Below are 21231 nucleotides of genomic sequence, written 5' to 3'. Positions count from 1 at the left end.
CAGGCCAGTCCCTCTATGGTTACCCATTACCAAAAAATGATAAGCAAACTTATATAGATCATGAAATTTATTGTTTCTTCCTCTACTTTATTAAAACAATTACAACAAATCAGCGGGGTGATCAATTCCAACACAGTATTACCAATACTGGAGGATTTTCTGTTCCTGATTGACAAAAATGAACTGACTGTAGTTGCTACTGACCTGGAAACTGTTATGCGGGTGAAGCTGGAGGTGGAAGCCAAGGAAAGCGGAAAAATCTGTATTCCGGCGAAGATCCTGATGGACTCCCTGAAAAATCTGCCTGATCAACCGCTGACCTTCCATATTGACCTGAATTCTTACGCAGTAGAAATTACTTCAGACAATGGTAAGTACAAGGTAATGGGCGAAAATCCGGAAAACTTTCCGAAAGAACCTGCTGCCGATGATACAACCTCCTTTACCATGGCTGCTACCGGCCTGGTAACGGCAATTAATAAAACCCTGTTCGCAGTGAGTAATGATGACCTGCGCCCCGCTATGACCGGCGTATTCTTCGAAATCTCCCCCGAGAGCCTCACTTTCGTAGCCACCGATGCCCATCGCCTGGTAAAATACGTAAGAACAGACGTGAAATGCCCACAGGCCGACAGCTTCATTGTACCTAAGAAACCTTTGAACCTGCTCAAAACCGCCCTGCCAGACAACGATACTGAAATTAAAATTGCCTATAGCCAGAACCACTTCTTCGTACAGCACGAAGGCGCCCAGATGATCTGCCGCCTCATCGATGCCCGGTTCCCCGACTATAAGGTGGTAATACCTAAAGACAACCCATACCGCCTCACCGTAGTAAAAAGCGACTTCCAGAATGCTTTGAAACGCGTAGGCGTATTTGCTAATAAGAGTACCAACCAGGTAGCCCTCAGCATTACCGGTAGCGAACTCCAGTTATCTGCCCAGGATGTAGACTTCTCCTTTGAAGGTAACGAACGCATGAGCTGCCAGTACACCGGCGATGATATGCAGATTGCCTTCAACGCCAAGTTCCTTATCGAAATGCTCAATGCCGCCGAAGGCGATGAAATCTCCATCGACCTGGCCACCGCTACTAAAGCCGGTATCCTCAGACCTTCCGAAAAAGAAGAAAATGAAGACCTGCTCATGCTGGTAATGCCGCTGATGTTGAATAACTAGTATTCTTTCTTAGCGAAACGCTAAAAGAAAAATACTTATAATTAAAAAAATATACATAAAGCAATCTCCCACAAAGAGGTTGCTTTTTTCTTTATCAATGGCCCCTAAAGGCCTTTATTTATTGCCCAAATAGTTGTAATTTTTACACGGAATCAACCCGGGGAGATACACCCGAAAGGTTCAGAACTGTAACGCAGGGATAATAACAGTAATTTATAAACGTACTGTGTATTATAATTATTCAGATCACTCCCCATATCCACCCGTATTGATTTTGTTTGCCTGGTCAGGAAAACCAACATAAGCATAGCGTAATATTTCGACAACATATACTTTACCAGTTATGGTAAGCTTTTTTGAACATATACCTTCCGCCTGGCGTACCGCTATACTCGTAAGTGGCCTGGTTCTGCTATGGATAATAGAAGGGGTCGCTCCACGGTTCCGTTTTGGCACCAGCCGCTACCGCCATGCCGGCACCAACCTGTTTTTTACACTAACTACGGTAATTGTAAATACAGGATTGGCGTTCCTTATTGTAAAAGCTTCCAGGTGGACCGGCGAAACCCATTTTGGGGCGCTTTACCTCGTACCACTTCCTCTTTGGCTACATACCATCCTCGCATTACTAATGCTCGATTTTATCGGCGCCTGGGCCATTCACTGGGCACAACATAAAACCGCCTGGCTATGGCAATTCCATAAAATTCATCATATAGATACCCAGATAGATGCCACCACCGCTCTCAGGCACCACCCCGTAGAAAGCCTCTGGCGAGTCATAGCACTCTTCGTGGCCATTATTACGATGGGAGTACCTTTCTGGATGGTGATGTTCTATCAAAGCCTGTCGGCCTTCCTCTCCCAGTTTAACCACGCCAATATCCATCTGCCGCAATGGTTGGATAACGCACTCAGCTGGGTCATTGTATCGCCCGATATGCACAAGGTGCACCATAGCCGCTACCAACCGGAAACAGACGCCAATTACGCCAATATATTCTCTATCTGGGACAGGCTCTTTGGCACCTTCGTAAAAGTACCTGACACACTTGCCCTCAAATATGGATTGGATGAATACCAGGACGCCCGCTACCAGGAAGTAGGCACCCTCTTAAAAGTTCCCTGGGAACATGCGGCGACCGTTAAAGAGAATGTAAGCAGTTAACACGATAAACTATAGATGAATAATATTCCTTCACCTGTTTTTCAAAACTAGAATATATATGCAACACTCAACAACCGCAACAAAGACAGCCTGTATCTCAGCTCTCATTATCGGGGTATTATCCGCCGCATTTGCATTCACTACCAAAACGCCTGCATATGCAGTAACCGCCGGTTGTGTAGCCATCATTATAGGCCTGGTTTCCTTATTTATAGGAAGAAAAAATATCGATGATATGCAACTCGCCGCAGCCGGCATATTCATGTCTGTAGTAGCCTGCCTGGTAGGACTCTGGCAGATCTACAGCTGATCTATCCGTTTCGTTTCAGGTACTTTTCTCTATACCCTTCGGCGGCCTTTACCGGGAATAGTATCAGGGAAGTATCCGTTAGCTCTTTAATAATGGTCGTATCAACAATCGTAGAAGTATCTTTTACACCTTCGGAATGATTCCATAACAATAAGGTGTCGTGCGCCAGTTCCCATTTTTCGTATACCAAAGTGTACATATTAATAGACCTGGCCGTTCCGTTCTTTCTTAATTGAAAACCCTGCATCTCCTTGTCCAGGCCTGCTACAGGCTGTATCCACTTTCCTATGAGCTTAGCTGCTTCCACCTGCAGCGTTGTATCTGCCACAGCGGTAATGCTGTCAGTAATGCCGGCATTACTGCTGTCTACGATACTTATCAAACTACTATCACCCTGTAATTCCTCCTCTTCCGCATGCTGCTTGGCACGGTTACAGGCAATAGCCAGTATCAATAAACACCCTAAATAGATTCTTCCCATAAATTAAAAATACGAATTACTGGCATCTATCAAATTCTAATTCGCATTTCCTGTTTTTTTTATTTACTTTTACGCCTACACTTTAGGGGTGTTTATCCGGATTATACCCGGATGAACTGAGATGATACCCTCAGTACCTGAAGCAGCTCATACTGCCGTAGGGAAAAGTAACTGAACCTTTCTCATCTTTCCACATCCTTAAAGTTTATTGTTTCACCTAAATTCCAAATCAACATGGAAGTGCATGTAAACAATAAACTTTATGCGGTGCAGCCGGGAACAACCATTGCTGCACTCTTACAGTTTATTCAAATTTCTGCTCAAAAAGGCATCGCAGTAGCCATCAACAACCAGGTAATTCCTAAAAATCACTGGGAAAACCAATCCTTATCTGCTGCCGATAACATCACCATTATCAGGGCCACACAAGGCGGATAAACGCCGCATATTAATTTTCGTATAACCATTTCCGTAGTTACCGCTACGGAACGGGCATTGCTATCTCTAAAAATCTACCGATCATGCAAAATAAGCCTGCGGCATTGAGCCGTACTCCTTTTCCTGCGTCAGAAAAAATTTATGTCGACGGTCAGCTGCACCCTATTAAAGTAGCGATGCGCAAAATAACGTTAACGGATACACGCATTCACGGAAAAACCGCTGCGGCAGTGCCCAACGCGCCCGTGATTGTATATGATACCAGCGGCGCCTTTTCAGACCCTGCCATTAACATTGATGTGAGTACCGGTATTCCCCGTATCCGCGAACAATGGATCTCACAACGGAATGACGTGGAACAACTACCCGAATACAGCAGCCCCTTTGTACGGAATCTGATGAAAGAAGGAGGCAAAATGCCGCTCATGAGTCATACCCACCGTCCGCTGCGCGCCAAAGCCGGCCACAATGTAAGCCAGTTGCACTATGCGCAACAGGGCATTATCACCCCGGAAATGGAATACATCGCCATCCGGGAAAATCAATGCGCCGATAAACTATATGAAGAAAATAACGCGCTCTGGCAGCAACATGCCGGCCACAGCTTTGGCGCCAATACCCCGGTTAAATACATTACGCCGGAATTTGTACGCCAGGAAATAGCTGCCGGCAGAGCTATCATCCCTTCCAATATCAACCACCCCGAAAGTGAACCCATGATTATTGGACGCAACTTCCTCGTAAAAATCAATGCCAATATCGGCAACTCTGCCGTGAGCTCCAGTATCGAAGAAGAAGTAGAAAAATCTGTATGGGCCTGCAGATGGGGAGCCGATACCATTATGGACCTCAGCACCGGAAAAAATATCCACGAAACCCGTGAATGGATTATCCGCAATTCCCCCGTGCCTATCGGCACCGTACCCATTTACCAGGCGCTGGAAAAAGTAAACGGAAAAGCAGAAGCCCTTACCTGGGAAATTTTCCGCGATACGCTCATAGAACAGGCAGAACAGGGCGTTGACTACTTCACCATTCACGCAGGCGTATTATTAAGATATATACCGCTAACGGCCAAACGCACTACCGGCATTGTATCCCGTGGAGGTTCCATCATGGCCAAATGGTGCCTGGCGCATCACAAAGAAAACTTCCTGTATACCCACTTTGAAGAAATATGTGAGATCATGAAAGCCTATGATGTAGCATTTTCCCTGGGAGATGGGTTACGCCCCGGCAGCATCGCCGATGCAAATGATGCCGCGCAGTTTGCCGAACTCGAAACCCTCGGCGAACTCACCAAAATAGCCTGGAAACACCAGGTACAGGTGATGATTGAAGGTCCCGGCCATGTGCCCATGCATCTCATCAAAGCCAATATGGACAAGCAACTGGAACATTGCCACGAAGCGCCTTTCTATACGCTGGGGCCCCTCACCACCGATATTGCCCCCGGATATGATCATATCACTTCCGGTATTGGCGCCGCTATGATTGGCTGGTTTGGTACGGCCATGCTCTGCTATGTCACGCCCAAAGAACACCTGGGTTTACCCAATAAAGAAGATGTACGGCAGGGTGTAATTACCTATAAAATAGCTGCGCATGCGGCCGACCTTGCCAAAGGCCATCCCGGCGCACAACACAGGGATAACGCCCTCAGCAAAGCCCGGTTCGAATTCCGCTGGGAAGACCAGTTTAATTTATCGCTCGATCCAGAAACGGCCAGGGCTTATCACGATGAAACGCTTCCTGCCGAGGGCGCCAAAATAGCGCACTTCTGCTCTATGTGCGGACCCAACTTCTGCTCTATGAAGATTACCCAGGAGGTAAGAGACTTCGCAGCCAGAGAAGGATTGGAAGAAACAGCGGCAGTAACAGCCGGTATGCAGGAGAAAGCCGCCGCCTTTGCAGCACAGGGGGGAGAGATTTACCTATGATTTGGGTGATCACATCTCCCGACGCCATACCCGGCGAAGGTATCATTATCGGTGAACTATTGCAGGCCGGCGCTTCCCGGGTGCTAATCCGGAAGCCCGGATGGACCATGGAGCAATATATTGGTCTGCTGGCGCATATTGACCCGGTATGCTATCCCCGTATTGTTATCCGGGATCATGCTTTACTGGCAGGTGTTTATGGCCTTGCAGGCGTCCACTGGAGCGGAATGCAGGCGGCCGCCAACAAAAACACACTGATAACCACCCGGGAGAATAGCATCGGTATACACACGATAAGTGAAATAACGTCGACGGACATACGCTATAATACATTATTACTTAGCCCGGTATTCGACAGTATTTCCAAACCTGGTTATGCCGGCCGGCACCAGGCGATTCTTGTCAATAACCGCAGAACGGTATTAGCATTGGGTGGTGTGGATCATACCAATATACATTTATTAAAACAATGGCATTTTTCCGGTGCGGCCCTGCTGGGAAGCATTTGGAGAACGCCGGAAAAGGCAGTGGAGCATTACTCCCGTATGCAGCAATTATGGAACAAGAGCGACCTTATGTGATGAGTTTTGCGGGTCTGGACCCCTGCGGGGGCGCAGGTTTGCTGGCAGATATCAAAACATTTGAACAACACAGGGTATTGGGATTAGGTGCTTGTACCGCTATCACTGTACAAACTGCCGAACAGTTTGTATCAGTAGAATGGCTGCCTGTTTCGCAGACACTGGCGCAGGCCAGGCCATTACTGGCATTGCACCAGCCCAGGTACTGCAAAATTGGTATCATGGCTGATATCCAGTCGATGCAGGAATTGGTGCGGCAGGTAAAACTATTGGTTCCCGGCATCCGCATCATACTGGATCCGGTGCTGAAAGCCTCCGCCGGCCATTCTTTCCATAACAGTATACAGCAACAAGCCTGGCTGGAGCTACTGTCAGACATCTTTCTGCTCACGCCCAACTACGATGAAGCGTTGTTATTATCCAGGCTTGAAGATGGAGAAGTGGCTGCCAGAACCCTGGCAGAACGCTGTGCCATATTGCTGAAAGGAGGTCATCATAAAAACAAGCCAGGGTACGATATGCTATACACGGGCGATGTGATACATACCTTTCCTCCTGTACTGACATCGGTATATCCCAAGCACGGCTCCGGTTGCGTATTATCTGCCGCCATCACCGCCGGGTTAGCCAATGGGTTGTCGCTATCAGAAGCCTGCTATAACGGGAAAGTATATACGGAAAAATTATTAGCCAGTCATTCATCATTAACAGGATATCATTACATATGATCAGCCATTTACATTATATATCACAAACACCACATACCGACCATATCCAGGCGGCCTGCGATGCCGGCTGCAAATGGATACAGCTGCGTATTAAAAATGAACCACCGGCAGCCATTTTGCCGGTAGCCGAGGCGGCCAAGGCCATCTGCGACCGCTACCAGGCCCGGCTGATTATTAACGACTATCCACAGATCGCCGTTGCGGTTGGCGCTGCCGGCGTCCATGTAGGCAAGCTGGATATGTCTGTGGCGGCAGCACGGGCTATTGCAGGCCCGGAGCTCATTATCGGCGGCACTGCCAATACGTTGGAAGACATCCTGCAACATGTACGGGATGGCGCCAGCTACGTAGGAGTGGGGCCATTCCGGTTTACCACCACCAAACAAAATCTCAGTCCCATACTGGGGCTGAAGGGCTACCAGTCCATTATACAGGGACTGAGAGAAAGAAATATATCCGTTCCCGTTATCGCCATTGGCGGTATACTGGCAGAAGATATCCCTGCACTGCTGGAAACAGGCGTACATGGAATAGCCGTAAGCGGACTGATCTCCGGTGCCATAGACAAACGCGCGGTAGTACATCATATTCAGGCACAATTAAACCAGACAACAACATGGAACCATTTCTCTTAGCCGACAAATCGTTCAGTTCCCGGCTATTTACCGGCACCGGGAAATTTTCTTCGCCCGAAGTTATGACAAGCGCCCTGCTGGCCTCCGGCAGCGAACTGGTAACGGTAGCCATGAAGCGTGTCGACATGGACAATAAAGCCGATGACATGCTGCAGCATCTCGCTCATGCCAGGTTCAATTTGCTTCCCAACACCTCGGGCGTACGCACCGCCAGGGAGGCGGTATATGCCGCCCAGCTGGCCAGGGAAGCCATGGAAACCAACTGGATAAAGCTGGAAATACATCCTGATCCCCGCTACCTGATGCCCGATCCGGTGGAAACGCTGCAAGCGGCTGCCGAACTGGTAAAGCTAGGGTTTGTGGTATTGCCTTACGTGCATGCCGACCCGGTGCTTTGCAAACGCCTCGAAGAGGTAGGAACAGCCGCTGTAATGCCACTGGGCGCGCCTATTGGCAGCAATAAAGGCTTGAAAACATTCGACTTCCTGGAAATTATTATTGCCCAAAGCAATATACCGGTTATTGTAGATGCTGGCATCGGTAGCCCCTCACATGCTGCACAGGCTATGGAGATGGGCGCCAGTGCTGTATTAGTCAATACGGCTATTGCAGTGGCCCGCAACCCGGTACAAATGGCGGCTGCTTTCAAAGCGGCAGTAGAAGCCGGGCGCATGGCCTATGAGGCCGGACTGGCAGGCACCAGCCAGCATGCAGTGGCTTCCAGCCCGTTGATTGCCTTCCTGGATGAGGCTTAACCTATTTCATTATCTCTTTAACGCTATATCATGTTTAAAAGCATATTTGATCAGTATGATTGGGAGGAGGTGAAAGCCAGTATCTATGCTAAAACATCCCGGGATGTGGAGCTGGCGCTCCATCGCCAACGCCGTACCCTCGATGATTTTGCGGCGCTTATTTCTCCGGCGGCAGCGCCTTACCTGGGGCAAATGGCGGCTATCAGCCATGCTCTTACCAGGCAGCGATTTGGCAATACAATGCAGCTGTATATTCCCATGTACCTGTCTAACGAATGTCAGAACATCTGCACCTATTGCGGGTTTAGCCTGGATAACAAAATCAGGCGAAAAACCCTCTCTTCCGCGGAAATATTAATGGAAACAGCCGCCATCAAGGAAATGGGCTTCGAACACGTATTGCTGGTAACCGGCGAGGCCAGCCAGTTGGTAGGCGTCGATTATTTCAAAAAGGTGCTGCAGCTACTCCGTCCGCATTTCGCCAACATTTCCATGGAGGTCCAGCCACTCGATGAAGCCGATTACCGGGAATTGTCTGCGCAGGGCTTACATACCGTGCTGGTATACCAGGAAACTTATCACCAGGAAGATTATAAAAAACATCATCCGAAAGGACGCAAATCTAACTTTGACTACCGGCTTGAAACACCCGACCGGCTGGGAAAAGCGGGCATCCACAAAATGGGACTGGGCGTGTTGATAGGGCTGGAAGACTGGCGGACCGACAGTTTCTATACTGCATTACATTTGAGCTACCTGGAAAAAAAGTACTGGCAAACTAAATACAGTATTTCATTTCCCCGGCTACGGCCGTTTTCCGGTGGCTTAATGCCCAAAGTAGAAATGAGCAACCGCGAGCTGGTGCAACTGATTTGCACCTACCGCCTATTTAACCAGGAGGTAGAGCTTAGCTTATCGACCCGGGAAGATGAGGCGTTCAGGGATCATATTGTCCCCCTGGGAATTACATCTATGAGCGCCGCATCTAAAACCAATCCCGGCGGTTATACGGTAGATCCGCAGTCCCTGGAGCAGTTCGAAATTTCGGACGATCGCAGTGCCGCGGCCATAGCGGCTATGCTGAAGCAGCAAGGATATGAGGCAGTATGGAAAGATTGGGATCCTGCTTTTTCAGGGGAAATAAAAAAGGTGGCTGGTTAGACCACCTGACTAGTTATTGTTGTTTTTCATGGGGGAGGTTAAAATGTATTACAAGGAGTACTTCTCTCAATCATATTAAAGTTAATGTAGCCGGAAGAAACTAAAAAGCGAAAAAGCAAACTGAATAAAATGAACAGCTTGAAGCCAAGTGAACAAACCGGACTCTTATTCTCCCTCTTTATCTGTTTTTTTGGTGTTTTTGCAGGCGCTGGCAAGCATTAAAAAGGGCTGCTTCTGATAATGGAGAAGCAGCCCTGTACCGAAAATCCCGTAGTTGCCATATTACTTATTAATATAAGTATGATTGGAATCTCATGAATTCAAATGTAGTATGGCTAAGCTGAACAACCACTTTCTGTCGTCAGATGAACAAAAAGAACAAGGGTACACTGAATGCACAAAATGCTATTGACTCACTACATCCCGGTAGCTTTTAATCGTATCATGTGCTTCTTTCAATCGTGCCCGTTGATTGCCGAGCACTTCCCTGATATGGTAAGACATGGGCACGTCACTGCTCAAGGCATCAGCATAAGCACGTTGCACGGCATCTTCTCCATATTCACAAGCAGAAAAAAGCGTGTACCGGTCAGTACCGGTTAAGGTGGTTTTAATAGCCATCCAGGTACGATATATCTTGCCGCTGAGGGTCGTATCATGGTTGTCAGTATCGGCTCCCAGCTCCAACAATTGATGGTTTAACTCTCCCACGTATTTAACGCTATCATTCATCATATGCTGGAATAAGGCCTTCACATCTGCATTATCAGTAGCCGCCTTCGCCTTCTTATATCCTTCTATCCGGTCATTATTGATTTTCACAAGATCGTTTAATAGGGTCACCAATTTATCTTCCTGTAACATGATCAAAAATTTGTGGTTAAAAAAATAAGTCGCTGCATTACTATTACAGGTCTTCAAAAATCCATCCATAATATAAATCCTCTAGCAGAAGGTATTTCCGGAGGAAAGAGGATAAAAGCCGGTCTTTTTTTTCTCGTATGGTGGAGAAGCTTCCACAAAAATCGTCATTATCAGCCCATACATAGCCCCGAAAAGGCCCGTTAAGGGTTGGCATAAATTTTCTAGTATAATTACTGAATCAAATCCTTACGACATGAACAGTCTTCTTTATGTAATAGCAGTCATACTCATTATAGGATGGATATTGGGATTCTTTGTTTACTCCGCCGGATCACTTATACATGCTTTGCTTGTGCTGGCTATTATTGCCATACTCATCAATATCATCAGAGGTAGAGCCGTGTAAATACCAACCCATCTTTTTAAACGCCCGGATTGACAATGGTTAACCTGGGCGTTTTTTATTCTCCCTACTAATAACCCACCAGCAAAGCTTGTTATTAAATCGTTGCCATTAGATTTCTCTGTCTGGAGTAAATATATAGATAACATGGAAAGCGTAACTTTCCGCCCGGTTTGGCAAATGGTCGTGAAACCCTGAGATTTTGTAGCGAACAATACCTTTTTGGGCGAAAGCCTTTGTGTTTGAAATAATGCTTTAAAAAAACAATAATCCCCCATAGTTGTTAACAACAAAAAACCTGATTATATGAAATACCTCTCGCTATTGTTCGCATGCGTAGTATTCGCTGCCTGTCAGCATACCGGCGCCAAAGCCGGCCAGGGGGATCGTACCCCTGCAGCATCCAGCGAAGCGGATACGGCTACCTGGGCAACCTACACCGGTACCATTCCCTGTGCCGATTGCAATGGTATTATGATGGAACTAGCACTTCACCGACAGCCCGAGCTACGGTTTACCTTAAGGGAGACCTACCAGGGTAAGAACCAAACCTTTCCGAGTGAAGGAAATTACAGCATTCAACATGGAACAACAGCCGATCCCGGCGCCACAGTTATTCTGCTCAATCCCGATAAGGACAAAAATCTGCAACGTTATTTCCAGCAGGTAGACAAAAATGAACTGAAGATGCTGGACGGAGATATGAGGGAAATTGCCGGCAATAATAATTATACCCTGAAAAAGGCTTTATAATATTCCTGACATAATACAAAGAGCCGGTTTAAAATAAACCGGCTCTTTGTATTATGTCAAAAAAGTCGCTTAAATTTAGCGGTGACCTGTGACTTTTTATCATTTAATCATGCTATGAATCGAATTCTGGGCTACCTGGTTTTATGTTTACTATGTACTATTCATACCTATGGCGTTGCTCCCACAGATAGCCTGCTGCGGGAGCTGAACAAAGCCATGGAGCAATCAGCGACCTATGATGCTGTAAAGCTCCGGAATATTGACAGTATTAAACGCGGCTGGCCGGCAGCGAGTGATCCGGCCAGCCAGTACCTCATTTGCCTACAATTATATAATGCCTATAAGGTCTTTAATTTTGATTCTGCGTTTGCTTACGCCCAAAGGCTACAACAGTTGGCTACCCAGCTGCATGACCCGGTGCGCACTACAGAAGCGAAGATCAAATTGGGGTATGTGTTACTCTCATCCGGCATGTTTACCGAAACCGCTGCCTTTGTAAATGGCATTGACGCCACAGGCGCACCCGATAGTATTAGAATAGAGTTTTACCTGATGAAGAGTCGCCTGTACTTCGACCTGGCAGACTACAACCAGGATAAATATTATACCCCCTCCTATATTAAACAGGCCAGTACATATATCGACTCTGCTCTACAGCTGATTACGCCCGGCTCTTTTGAGTACCGGTATAACAAAGGCCTTCAGTTGTTTAAGATGGGAAACATTCCGGGTGCGCTGGCCATTTATCCTAACCTGGACCAGCCAGGACTGGGCGACCGGCAGCTGGCCATTTCGGCCTGTACGCTGGGGGCCATTTATGAAGCTTCCCACCATACGGATACGGCTATTGTCCTCATGATGCGATCTGCCATAGCTGACATCCGGTCGTCGACCAAAGAAACAATGGCCAGTTATAGCCTGGCGACCTTGTTGTTTGAAAAGGGGGATGTAGAAAACGCCTCCCACTGTATTGAACGGGCTATTGGCGAGGCGGTATTTTATGGCGCCCGTCAGCGAAAGGTAATGGTAAGTAGTATTTTACCCATTATTGAGCATGAAAGGATCATAACCGCTGAAGAAAAAACCAAATCACTACTGATTTATGCCACCATTGTTACTTTATTACTCGTGGCAGTGGTGATCCTGGCCATCACGGTTTTCCGGCAGGTACAGAAACTGAAATCAGCCCAGCGTATCATCACCGCTGCCCACCTGAAACAAACAGAAATCAATAACCAATTATTGGAAGCTAATAAAATAAAGGAAGAATATGTGGGTTATTGCTTTAATATTAATGCAACCTATATTGGAAAGATAGAAAAGCTAAAACAAACACTGGAGCAAAAAATTGCCGACAATAAGCCGGCCGAGTTAAAGTTTCTCGTTAATAATATTAATATCCGCCAGGAGCGGGAGGAGCTTTTTACCAATTTTGACCGGGTATTCCTGAAAATATTCCCTCATTTTGTAGAGGAGTTTAACAAGTTGTTTGATAAAGAAAATCAGGTGATCCTTAAAGAAAATGAATTGCTGAATACCGACATCAGGATTTTTGCACTAATCCGTATCGGGATCACAGATAATGAAAAAATAGCCCGTATACTCGAATATTCCGTTAACACGATTTACGCGTATAAAACCAAAATTAAAAAACGGTCTTTAGTGCCCAGCGAAGACTTCGAGAACCAAATTATGAGCATTAAAGCCTTGTAAAAAGTAGCATTTTTGCTTTCAATTCATTTATATATAAATAATTTATATATGATGTTAACTATCTGATTATCAATAATAATAACTAGATTATATTGGATTATTCGCCTTTATTTTCTATATTTTGATTGTAAAAGTTGTTGCCCTGCTGATTGAGTTTTTACTTTGATTCATCAGTAGAATAAGAAGTAAGCCAAAAATCTAACTTGACGTTTAAAACCATTTAAAGAAAACTTAAAAGTTTCCGAAAAACAATAGCATCCACGTTGACAAACTGCCGGGAGTATCCCTGCCAGCAACGCTTTATTTCCGTTCACTTAACGAAACATATTTAATCCACGTAGCAGACAACCAAAACTGCTTAAAAAATCCACTTTATGCTTAAAACAAGATTTATCAAACATCTTTTTCTAGGTATGCTATTGCTTGCCATCCAAGGCATCGTAGCTGCACAGAACAAGACCATTACCGGGAAAATTACCGATAAGAACGGCGTCGCCATCCCCGGCGCTTCTGTTCAGATCAAAGGAACTAAGAGCGGTACCACTGCAGACGCGGAAGGTACTTTTAAGGTGTCAGTAGCGCCCGGAGCCACCGCATTGATAATCAGCTTCATCGGGTATACCCCGCAAGAAGTGAGCATTGCAGGCAAAACAAATGTAAGCGTACAATTATCCCAGGAAAATACTACCCTGACCGATGTGGTGGTAGTAGGATATGGTACCTCCCGCAAAAAAGATTTGACCGGCGCCATTGCCCAGGTAAAGGCGGCCGACTTTAATAAAGGCATTACCAGCGCCCCCGATCAGCTGATCCAGGGCAAGGTATCCGGCTTAATGATTCTCAATAACAATGGGGCGCCCGGCGCTTCAGCCACCGTAAGGATCAGGGGCGTATCTTCCGTACGTACCGGCAACCAGCCGCTATATGTGGTAGATGGTGTTCCCCTGGATGGCCGCGTAGCCCGTCCTTCCCTCAACCTTACCGGGCTGGGACAAACACCGGATGCCAACCCCCTGAACTTTATTAACAACAACGATATTGCCACCATGGAGGTATTGAAAGATGCCTCTGCCACCGCTATCTATGGTTCCCGCGGTTCCAACGGGGTGATTATCATCAACACTAAAAAGGGTGCCGCAGGTCCCGCCACAGTGGATGTAAACTATTCCGTGGGCATGAGTAACATCATGAAAAAGCTGGATGTATTAAATGCAGATGAATACCGCGCCGCCTTAAAAGAGTATAAGCTCACCGGCGATGGCGGCTCCAGCTCCGATGGACTCGGCTCCATTCTCAGAACTGGCGTTACCCACAACATTGGCGTATCGATGAGTGGCGGCAACGAAACAAGCCGGTACCGCGCTTCCTTTGGTATGATGGACCAACAGGGTATTGTAAAGAAAACCGGCCTGAAAAAATATACCGCCTCCCTCAGTGGTCAGAGTAAATTCCTGGAAAGCAAACAACTGGGTATCGACTACAATATCATGGCGGCACAAACCTCTGAGCAACTGGCGCCTATTTCCAACAACGCTGGCTTTACCGGTAGCCTCATTGGCCAGGCTTTACAATGGAATCCCACTGTATCCCTGACCAACCCTGATGGCTCTCTCAACGTCCTCGCTAAAAACCAGGCTATCAATCCCATGAACATGTCGCAGGGATATAACGATAAAGCGAATATCAGCTATGTCCTGGCCAGCATTTCTCCCTACTTTAAATTCAACGATAATTGGGAATACCGCATGATGTATAGCGTAAATCACCAGGTAGGGCAGCGCAGGGCCTCTCTCGACTCCTCTATTAACATCGACCAGGTGATGGGCGTGGGCATCGCGGCATACAATACCGCTGAACTCAATACCCAGTTATTCAATAATACCCTGAGCTACAACAAGCAACTGTCTGGCAACTGGAACCTCAGCGCCATGGTAGGGTATGAATACCAGAAATTTGCCTATTCAGGTGTAGGCATCGGCGCCAAGGGCTTTCCTACCAATGCCGTTGATTATACCGACATCTTCCAAACACCTACCCAGGTCAATACCAACATCAGCTCTTTCCGGAATCCCAGCTCAGAACTGCAATCCTTCTTCGGCAGGGTAACCGTAAATGCCAAAGACAAATACATCCTCACTGCTACCATGAGGGCAGATGGCTCCAGTAAATTTGGCGCCAACAACCGCTACGGTTATTTCCCTTCTTTTGCCGCCAAATGGAATATTTCCAATGAAGATTTCATGAAAGGCAATACCTTCTTTAATAACCTGGGATTAAGAGCGGGCTACGGTGTTACCGGTAACCAGGAATTTCCTGCAGGAGCAGCTCAAGCCCAATATGGCCTGGCCTCCGGCGGTAAAGCCAGCCTGATCAACGTACCTAATCCCGATCTGAAATGGGAAAGCTCTAAACAGCTGAACGTAGGAGTAGACTTTGCCATCCTGAAAAACAGGTTAAGCGGTACCCTCGACTACTTCCTGAAAAATACCACCAACCTGTTATTCAGCTTCCCGGCCATTCAACCAGCCCCTGCTTCCAATTACTGGATCAACTTACCTGGTAAGGTAATGAACACCGGGGTGGAACTGTCGCTCAGAGGCGAAATCATACAAACCAAGAACTGGAGATGGAGCATGGGCGTAAACGGCACCTGGCTGAAAAACGAAATGTCTGGCTACTCCGGCCCAACGGTGAATACCGGCTCTATCGACGGACAAGGTGTATCCGGCGCTACTTCTCAACGCCTGGCCAATGGCTACCCGCTGAACACCTTCTACCTGCTTAAATTCGAAGGCTTCGACGACAAGGGTATGAGTGTGTATGCCGATAATGGTCTTACCCGCTACTATATGACCAACCCAAATCCGAAAGTGCTGATGGGTATTAATACAGAAGTCAACTATAAAAAATGGACCCTGTCTGCCAGCTCCCATGGCGCGTTTGGATTCCAGGTATATAACAACACCGCCAACACCGTATTACCTATCGGTAACCTCGGTTCCAGGAACATCGCGAAATCGCTGGTAGGTAACGGGGAAGCACAAACGAACTCTCCGGCTGTTTCTTCCCGCTACCTGGAAAACGGTAACTTCCTGAAACTGGATAACCTCACCCTCATCTACAACCTGGGCGCTGTAGGCAAAGTATTTAAAGGAGCTGCCGTATCACTTACCGGCCAGAACCTGTTCGTGATTACCAAGTATACCGGCTTTGATCCGGAAGTAAATACCGACAAAAATGTAAATGGCGTAAGCTCCTTCGGTATCGAGTACGCTCCATACCCAACTGCCCGGACCTTTATGCTGGGTGTACAGTTTACTTTATAATCTACCGCTAAAAATTGACCACAATGACGACTCAACATATACTTAAAACCGCTATGGTAATAGCCTGCAGCCTGGGATTCACCGCCTGCAGCCTGAAAGAAGACCTGGGGAGCAACCTGAATAAATCCCAGGCCGACTCCCTCATTAAAGCGCCTCAACTGCTGGGAACCGCTTATGACAATCTCCAGAATGCCTACCAGGACTTTTCCCAGACATGGGGGATGAGTGAAATCAGTACCGATGAAGCGCTCGGACCCACCCGTGGCGGCGACTGGGACGATAACGGCGTATGGCGTGCCCTCCATCAACATCAGTGGACACCCGATCACGCGCACGTACAAAATACCTTCAATGCCCTGCTGCTGGAACAATTCAGCGCTACCAACGTACTGAACTTCCGCCCTACGCCAAGACAAGAAGCCGAAGCCCGCTTCCTGCGCGCCTTTTCTATGTTTTCGGTAATTGATCTGTACGGCCAGGTGCCCTTCCGCAGTCCGGGAGATAATCTGCTGGAAGCGCCTAAAGTGTATAAAGCCGCCGAAGGCATCGACTTCATCATCTCCGAACTGAATGCCATCATGGCTAACCTGCCCGACAGAGCCACCGCCGGACAGGCCTATGTAGCCAACAAAGATGCCGCCAGGTTCCTGCTGATGAAAATATACCTGAACAAAGGCGCCTTCCTCAACAGGGCCGCACCAACGTTCGATGCCGCCGACATGCAGAAAGTAATATCCCTGGCAGACGAACTGAAAGCCAGCGGCTATATTATCCAGCCCAATTACTTTGACAATTTCGCCAAGGATAACGATGTAAAATCCCAGGAAAACATTTTCACACAGCAGAATGGTCCTGGTATCAGCAATATCCGCAACGGCAACAACGTATATTGCCGCTGGATGTGTACCCTGCACTACAGCCAGAATCCAAGCGGCTGGAATGGTTTTACCACCCTGTCTGATTTTTACGATACGTTTGAAGCAGTGGATACCCGCAGAGGCGGTAGTTATCCCGGCGTAACCAACGTTTCCGGTCTGAAAGTAGGCTTCCTCATCGGGCAGCAATACGATCAAAACGGTAATAAGATCCTCGACAGAAGCAAACGTCCGCTGATCTTTACCCGCGAAGTAGAACTCAGGGCGACCGGCGACCAGGTGGAAATGGCCGGCATCAGGGTTGTAAAATATCCACCGGATATGGGTTCCAACGGTAGTGAAGCATCCAACGATTTCGTATTCTTCCGTTATGCCGATGCGGTGCTAATGAAGGCCGAAGCGTTACTGAGAACCAATAATGCTGCTGCCGCATTGCTGCTGGTAAACGATCTTCGGGTTAAACGCGGCGCTACGCCTTTGACCACACTGGATCTTAACCAGATGCTGGCTGAAAGAGGACGTGAATTATATTGGGAAGGCTGGAGAAGACAAGACCTGATCCGCTTTGGCAAATTCCTCAACGCATGGCAACTGAAACCAGCCAGCGATCCCAAGTATTTGCTGTTCCCGATTCCTACCAGCGATCTTGCTGTTAATAAAAACCTGGTACAAAATCCAGGCTACTAACCATATGCTTTAAAGGGGTGCAGGCCATGCCATGCCTGCACCCCTTTAATTTCCCACTACCCGCTATCTCATTACCACAGCGCATTACCTGAATGATGCGCCTGGGAAAGTTTTGCGTGGAAAATTAATCGCTCATATGTATATAAAAGCTCTGTTAAGGTGTTCCGGATGGATACTCCTGCTTTCATGCCTGTCGGCCCAGGCACAAAACCAGGTAAAGAAGATTGGTAAAGTAAATACTGCCCATATCTCTGGTCAGCAAATCATTATAAGTGCAGAAAATGCCTATGCCGAAATTACGGTATACAGTCCGGCGGTTATCCGGGTAAGACTGGACCAACGGCCACTAACAACCGATTTTTCTTATGCGGTAGTTGCCAAGCCGACTACCACCCGTATACAGACATCCCAGAACAATGATGCTATCAATGTTAGCACCGACTCGCTCCAGCTGCGGATCGATAAAAATCCTTTCGCCCTTCATTTTCTAACACCGTCGGGGGAAGTGATTAATGAAGATGAAGCCGGTCTCACCACCTCCTGGATTGGCGATGAGGTAACTACCTATAAAAAAATGCAGGACGGCGAGCGGTTTATCGGCCTGGGAGAAAAAACAGGTAATCTCGATCGTAAAGGCGAAGGCTATACGAACTGGAACTCCGATAAATTCGGTTATGCTACTAACCAGGACCCGATTTACGCTACCATTCCATTTTACATCGGTATTCACCATCATCTTAATTACGGCATTTTCTTCGATAATACTTTTCAAAGTGATTTTAACTTCGGCGCCAGCAACAATCGCTTCTCATCTTTTGGCGCCAGGAGGGGGGAGATGAACTACTATTTCATCTATCACCCACAGATGGCTGATATTATTAGTTCTTATACAAGCCTTACCGGCCGTATGCCTATGCCCCCACTCTGGAGCCTGGGTTACCAGCAAAACCGCTATAGCTACTATCCTGATACTGAAGTGCTGCGCATTGCGCAAACGCTCCGGGAGAAAAAGATTCCCGCAGATGGTATTACGCTCGACATCCACTACATGGATGCCTATAAACTCTTTACCTGGAATAAATCCCGTTTTCCCAATCCTGCTCAACTTGCCAAACAGCTGGATAATATGGGCTTTAAGCTCACTGTTATCGTAGATCCGGGTATTAAAGTAGAAGATGGATATGCCGCTTATGAAAGCGGTAAAAAGGAAAACATCTTCATAAAATACAGTGACGGACAAAATTATACCGGCCAGGTATGGCCCGGCTGGTGCCACTTTCCCGACTTCACCACGGCAAAGGGGCGCGACTGGTGGAAATGGCAACTAAAATCGTATATCCATGACGGCGTGCGGGGCATTTGGAATGATATGAACGAAATAGCCACCTGGGGGCAGAAAATGCCTGACAACGTGATTTTCGGATACGAGGGTCATCCTGTTACTCATCAGCAGGCACATAATATTTACGGGCTGCAAATGGTACGCGCCAGCTACGAAGGCGCCCGGGAAGAATTAAAAAAACGTCCTTTTCTTTTAACCAGGGCAGCCTATTCCGGTTCTCAGCGTTATAGCGCTATCTGGACGGGCGATAACCGGGCTGAAGAAGATCATATGCTGCTGGGCGTTCGCCTGTTGAATAGTTTGGGGGTAAGCGGCATGGCTTTTTCGGGGATGGATATAGGCGGTTTCACCGGTAATCCTACTGTTAGCCTGTATGCCCGCTGGATGCAGATAGGCGCCTTTGTTCCTTACTTCCGCAATCATACTGGTGTTAACACCAAATCTTCCGAGCCCTGGGCTTATGGAGAAGAAGTGCTGGAAATTACCCGCAACTACGTGAATCTTCGCTACGAGTTGCTACCTTATTTGTATAGCTCCATGTATGAGGCTACCCGTACGGGTATGCCCGTAATGCGTACGCTGGCACTCACCAATACCTTCGATGCCAACGTATATGACGCCCGCTATCAGAATCAATACGGCTATGGCCCCGCCTTTATGATTGCTCCTTTTGAGAGCACCAAAGAATTTGGTCAAATTTATTTTCCTGAAGGAAAATGGTATAACCTGTATACCGATGCAGTGGTCAACGGCCGGCAAGAAATGATTACACCGTTGAGCATAAAAACGCTGCCCGTATATGTAAAAGAAAGCAGCATCATTCCGATGCAATCGCTGATACAGTCGACCGCAGAGAAGCCCACAGACACTTTATTCCTGCATATTTACAAGGGCAATAAACCCAACACCTTTGTTTATTATGAAGATGATGGTGAAAGCTTTGACAACGAAAAAGGTGTCTTCTATCAACGTGCAATTACCTATTCACCGGCAGAAAAGAAAATTGTGCTGGACAAAGTCAATGGTAGTTATCCCTCTAAATTCCATCATATCCAGCTATTACTCCACGGTTTTGATGAGCAAAAAAGTATATCCGTTAATGGTAGTCCCCTGGCATTGCAGGCGAATGGATACGCTTTCCTATCACCTATTTCACGCTTTGATCCACAGGGATTTTTTAATCCTGCAGAGCGTTGTTCCGTGCTACAGGCCACTTTTGAGAATGGTAATCAGCTCATTAACGTGGATTTGTAATAAAAAGAACGGCTCCCCTGGATTTTCCGGGGGGTCTTCTTTATATTTGGTATATGAAGTGCATACCCCTACTGTTACACCAATGTGTTAACATCGTTAACGTTTAATTCATTATAAGTTAACATGATTATTAACAAAGCATTCACGCCATGCCATAGCTTTGTTACATCATGTATGCGCGTTTTACCATACTCATTACGCTACTTTTCATTAGGGTATTCTTTTCCCCGATATGGTATAGCTATAACGTACAGCATATGCAACACCCGGAAAGAGCATTTGAACAGGTGCGTTTGCATAAAAGAAGGTCCAGCGCTACCGATGACGCTGTATTACATGAAAGCATTGTTTGTGAATCATCTTCCGAAGTTCAACGAAATTTAGCTGGTTTACTACGCATCATAAAAAGATGGTTATCGCTCACCAACATTGTGGCCATCATTCCCAGCTATCACTATACCTATTATTTATCTCCTCTTTTTATAAGGCATTGCGTACTTCGCATTTGAGCTCCTGCTAACATCTGGTTCCACGGCGTACTCTATGCCGCTGTAATTTCATTTGTATAACTGTTTATTCATGCCGCAAACGATATCATTCGTTATGCGCAGGCAGTTTATTGTCTCAGCAATTTGTTT

19 protein-coding genes and 1 riboswitch are annotated in these 21231 nt (G+C 46.9%); of the genes, 17 read left to right on the top strand and 2 right to left on the bottom strand.

All coding sequences use genetic code 11. The features are described 5' to 3' along the window. Positions 1 to 60: 60 nt before the first annotated feature. The 3 genes from dnaN to FHW36_RS03640 all read left to right on the top strand — a co-directional run bounded on the left by dnaN (position 61) and on the right by FHW36_RS03640 (position 2657). Positions 61 to 1179, top strand: coding sequence for a DNA polymerase III subunit beta (dnaN, locus tag FHW36_RS03650; protein ID WP_145662382.1), 1119 nt, complete (start codon positions 61 to 63; stop codon positions 1177 to 1179). A 343-nt stretch (positions 1180 to 1522) separates the two neighbouring features. Beyond that, entirely contained in the window at positions 1523 to 2347 is an 825-nt protein-coding gene (locus FHW36_RS03645; RefSeq protein WP_145662379.1) for a sterol desaturase family protein, read from the top strand. A 58-nt stretch (positions 2348 to 2405) separates the two neighbouring features. Next, a complete protein-coding gene (locus FHW36_RS03640; RefSeq protein ID WP_145662376.1) occupies positions 2406 to 2657 on the top strand; it encodes a hypothetical protein in 252 nt (83 codons plus the stop codon). Position 2658: 1 nt separating this feature from the next. Here the strand turns inward: FHW36_RS03640 and FHW36_RS03635 are convergent, their stop codons facing one another. Then, positions 2659 to 3138, bottom strand: coding sequence for a lipocalin-like domain-containing protein (locus FHW36_RS03635; protein WP_145662373.1), 480 nt, complete (start codon positions 3136 to 3138; stop codon positions 2659 to 2661). 74 nt (positions 3139 to 3212) lie between these two features. Next, a riboswitch (TPP riboswitch) is annotated at positions 3213 to 3319 on the top strand. Positions 3320 to 3372: 53 nt separating this feature from the next. Here FHW36_RS03635 and thiS point away from each other — a divergent pair. From thiS to thiH, 7 genes are all read left to right on the top strand, one after another. Further along, positions 3373 to 3576 carry a sulfur carrier protein ThiS gene (thiS, locus tag FHW36_RS03630; protein ID WP_145662370.1) on the top strand — a complete coding sequence of 68 codons (204 nt, stop codon included), beginning with the start codon at positions 3373 to 3375 and terminating at the stop codon, positions 3574 to 3576. Positions 3577 to 3659: 83 nt separating this feature from the next. Continuing rightward, positions 3660 to 5516 carry a phosphomethylpyrimidine synthase ThiC gene (thiC, locus tag FHW36_RS03625; RefSeq protein ID WP_145662367.1) on the top strand — a complete coding sequence of 619 codons (1857 nt, stop codon included), beginning with the start codon at positions 3660 to 3662 and terminating at the stop codon, positions 5514 to 5516. Then, the gene (locus FHW36_RS03620; RefSeq protein ID WP_145662365.1) at positions 5513 to 6097 is read left to right on the top strand and encodes a thiamine phosphate synthase; all 585 of its coding nucleotides are present in this window, start codon (positions 5513 to 5515) and stop codon (positions 6095 to 6097) included. Before thiC ends, FHW36_RS03620 begins: the two co-directional genes overlap by 4 nt. Next, positions 6073 to 6825 (top strand): hydroxymethylpyrimidine/phosphomethylpyrimidine kinase, encoded by a 753-nt coding sequence (locus FHW36_RS03615; protein WP_186452293.1) that lies wholly within the window; start codon positions 6073 to 6075, stop codon positions 6823 to 6825. Before FHW36_RS03620 ends, FHW36_RS03615 begins: the two co-directional genes overlap by 25 nt. Beyond that, a complete protein-coding gene (locus FHW36_RS03610) occupies positions 6822 to 7460 on the top strand; it encodes a thiamine phosphate synthase (RefSeq protein ID WP_145662359.1) in 639 nt (212 codons plus the stop codon). The genes FHW36_RS03615 and FHW36_RS03610 overlap by 4 nt, the downstream gene beginning before the upstream one ends. Further along, positions 7442 to 8215 (top strand): thiazole synthase, encoded by a 774-nt coding sequence (locus FHW36_RS03605; RefSeq protein ID WP_145662354.1) that lies wholly within the window; start codon positions 7442 to 7444, stop codon positions 8213 to 8215. The genes FHW36_RS03610 and FHW36_RS03605 overlap by 19 nt, the downstream gene beginning before the upstream one ends. A 30-nt stretch (positions 8216 to 8245) precedes the next feature. Beyond that, positions 8246 to 9376: a 2-iminoacetate synthase ThiH gene (gene thiH / locus FHW36_RS03600; RefSeq protein WP_145662350.1), complete on the top strand. Its 1131-nt coding sequence runs from the start codon at positions 8246 to 8248 to the stop codon at positions 9374 to 9376. A gap of 405 nt (positions 9377 to 9781) precedes the next feature. On the opposite strand, the gene FHW36_RS03595 is transcribed toward thiH, so the two are convergent. Continuing rightward, the gene (locus FHW36_RS03595; RefSeq protein ID WP_186452292.1) at positions 9782 to 10240 is read right to left on the bottom strand and encodes a PA2169 family four-helix-bundle protein; all 459 of its coding nucleotides are present in this window, start codon (positions 10238 to 10240) and stop codon (positions 9782 to 9784) included. Positions 10241 to 10493: 253 nt separating this feature from the next. Here FHW36_RS03595 and FHW36_RS03590 point away from each other — a divergent pair, with 253 nt between their 5' ends. The 7 genes from FHW36_RS03590 to FHW36_RS03560 all read left to right on the top strand — a co-directional run bounded on the left by FHW36_RS03590 (position 10494) and on the right by FHW36_RS03560 (position 21102). Further along, on the top strand, positions 10494 to 10646 hold the full coding sequence (locus FHW36_RS03590; RefSeq protein ID WP_145662344.1) for a lmo0937 family membrane protein: 153 nt from the start codon (positions 10494 to 10496) through the stop codon (positions 10644 to 10646). A 303-nt stretch (positions 10647 to 10949) separates the two neighbouring features. Beyond that, a complete protein-coding gene (locus FHW36_RS03585; protein ID WP_145662341.1) occupies positions 10950 to 11396 on the top strand; it encodes a copper resistance protein NlpE in 447 nt (148 codons plus the stop codon). A 114-nt stretch (positions 11397 to 11510) separates the two neighbouring features. Then, positions 11511 to 13109 carry a DUF6377 domain-containing protein gene (locus FHW36_RS03580; protein WP_145662338.1) on the top strand — a complete coding sequence of 533 codons (1599 nt, stop codon included), beginning with the start codon at positions 11511 to 11513 and terminating at the stop codon, positions 13107 to 13109. A 374-nt stretch (positions 13110 to 13483) separates the two neighbouring features. Then, entirely contained in the window at positions 13484 to 16435 is a 2952-nt protein-coding gene (locus tag FHW36_RS03575) for a SusC/RagA family TonB-linked outer membrane protein (RefSeq protein ID WP_145662335.1), read from the top strand. A 23-nt stretch (positions 16436 to 16458) separates the two neighbouring features. Then, positions 16459 to 17997 carry a RagB/SusD family nutrient uptake outer membrane protein gene (locus FHW36_RS03570; protein WP_145662332.1) on the top strand — a complete coding sequence of 513 codons (1539 nt, stop codon included), beginning with the start codon at positions 16459 to 16461 and terminating at the stop codon, positions 17995 to 17997. 136 nt (positions 17998 to 18133) lie between these two features. After that, positions 18134 to 20593 carry a glycoside hydrolase family 31 protein gene (locus FHW36_RS03565; protein WP_145662329.1) on the top strand — a complete coding sequence of 820 codons (2460 nt, stop codon included), beginning with the start codon at positions 18134 to 18136 and terminating at the stop codon, positions 20591 to 20593. Positions 20594 to 20850: 257 nt separating this feature from the next. After that, positions 20851 to 21102 carry a hypothetical protein gene (locus FHW36_RS03560; protein ID WP_145662326.1) on the top strand — a complete coding sequence of 84 codons (252 nt, stop codon included), beginning with the start codon at positions 20851 to 20853 and terminating at the stop codon, positions 21100 to 21102. The last annotated feature ends 129 nt before the right edge of the window (positions 21103 to 21231 follow it).

This window comes from Chitinophaga polysaccharea (assembly GCF_007829335.1).
GTDB lineage: Bacteria > Bacteroidota > Bacteroidia > Chitinophagales > Chitinophagaceae > Chitinophaga > Chitinophaga polysaccharea_B.
The sequence above is the reverse complement of the archived record's forward strand: the minus strand, read 5'-3'. Positions and strand labels throughout refer to the sequence as shown.

What these genes read in the sequence shown, in the direction of transcription:
- dnaN (WP_145662382.1), top strand. Translation starts at nt 61, where the DNA reads ATGAAATTTATTGTTTCTTCCTCTACTTTATTAAAACAATTACAACAA.
- FHW36_RS03645 (WP_145662379.1), top strand. Translation starts at nt 1,523, where the DNA reads ATGGTAAGCTTTTTTGAACATATACCTTCCGCCTGGCGTACCGCTATA.
- FHW36_RS03640 (WP_145662376.1), top strand. Translation starts at nt 2,406, where the DNA reads ATGCAACACTCAACAACCGCAACAAAGACAGCCTGTATCTCAGCTCTC.
- FHW36_RS03635 (WP_145662373.1), bottom strand. Translation starts at nt 3,138, where the DNA reads ATGGGAAGAATCTATTTAGGGTGTTTATTGATACTGGCTATTGCCTGT.
- thiS (WP_145662370.1), top strand. Translation starts at nt 3,373, where the DNA reads ATGGAAGTGCATGTAAACAATAAACTTTATGCGGTGCAGCCGGGAACA.
- thiC (WP_145662367.1), top strand. Translation starts at nt 3,660, where the DNA reads ATGCAAAATAAGCCTGCGGCATTGAGCCGTACTCCTTTTCCTGCGTCA.
- FHW36_RS03620 (WP_145662365.1), top strand. Translation starts at nt 5,513, where the DNA reads ATGATTTGGGTGATCACATCTCCCGACGCCATACCCGGCGAAGGTATC.
- FHW36_RS03615 (WP_186452293.1), top strand. Translation starts at nt 6,073, where the DNA reads ATGGAACAAGAGCGACCTTATGTGATGAGTTTTGCGGGTCTGGACCCC.
- FHW36_RS03610 (WP_145662359.1), top strand. Translation starts at nt 6,822, where the DNA reads ATGATCAGCCATTTACATTATATATCACAAACACCACATACCGACCAT.
- FHW36_RS03605 (WP_145662354.1), top strand. Translation starts at nt 7,442, where the DNA reads ATGGAACCATTTCTCTTAGCCGACAAATCGTTCAGTTCCCGGCTATTT.
- thiH (WP_145662350.1), top strand. Translation starts at nt 8,246, where the DNA reads ATGTTTAAAAGCATATTTGATCAGTATGATTGGGAGGAGGTGAAAGCC.
- FHW36_RS03595 (WP_186452292.1), bottom strand. Translation starts at nt 10,240, where the DNA reads ATGTTACAGGAAGATAAATTGGTGACCCTATTAAACGATCTTGTGAAA.
- FHW36_RS03590 (WP_145662344.1), top strand. Translation starts at nt 10,494, where the DNA reads ATGAACAGTCTTCTTTATGTAATAGCAGTCATACTCATTATAGGATGG.
- FHW36_RS03585 (WP_145662341.1), top strand. Translation starts at nt 10,950, where the DNA reads ATGAAATACCTCTCGCTATTGTTCGCATGCGTAGTATTCGCTGCCTGT.
- FHW36_RS03580 (WP_145662338.1), top strand. Translation starts at nt 11,511, where the DNA reads ATGAATCGAATTCTGGGCTACCTGGTTTTATGTTTACTATGTACTATT.
- FHW36_RS03575 (WP_145662335.1), top strand. Translation starts at nt 13,484, where the DNA reads ATGCTTAAAACAAGATTTATCAAACATCTTTTTCTAGGTATGCTATTG.
- FHW36_RS03570 (WP_145662332.1), top strand. Translation starts at nt 16,459, where the DNA reads ATGACGACTCAACATATACTTAAAACCGCTATGGTAATAGCCTGCAGC.
- FHW36_RS03565 (WP_145662329.1), top strand. Translation starts at nt 18,134, where the DNA reads ATGTATATAAAAGCTCTGTTAAGGTGTTCCGGATGGATACTCCTGCTT.
- FHW36_RS03560 (WP_145662326.1), top strand. Translation starts at nt 20,851, where the DNA reads ATGCAACACCCGGAAAGAGCATTTGAACAGGTGCGTTTGCATAAAAGA.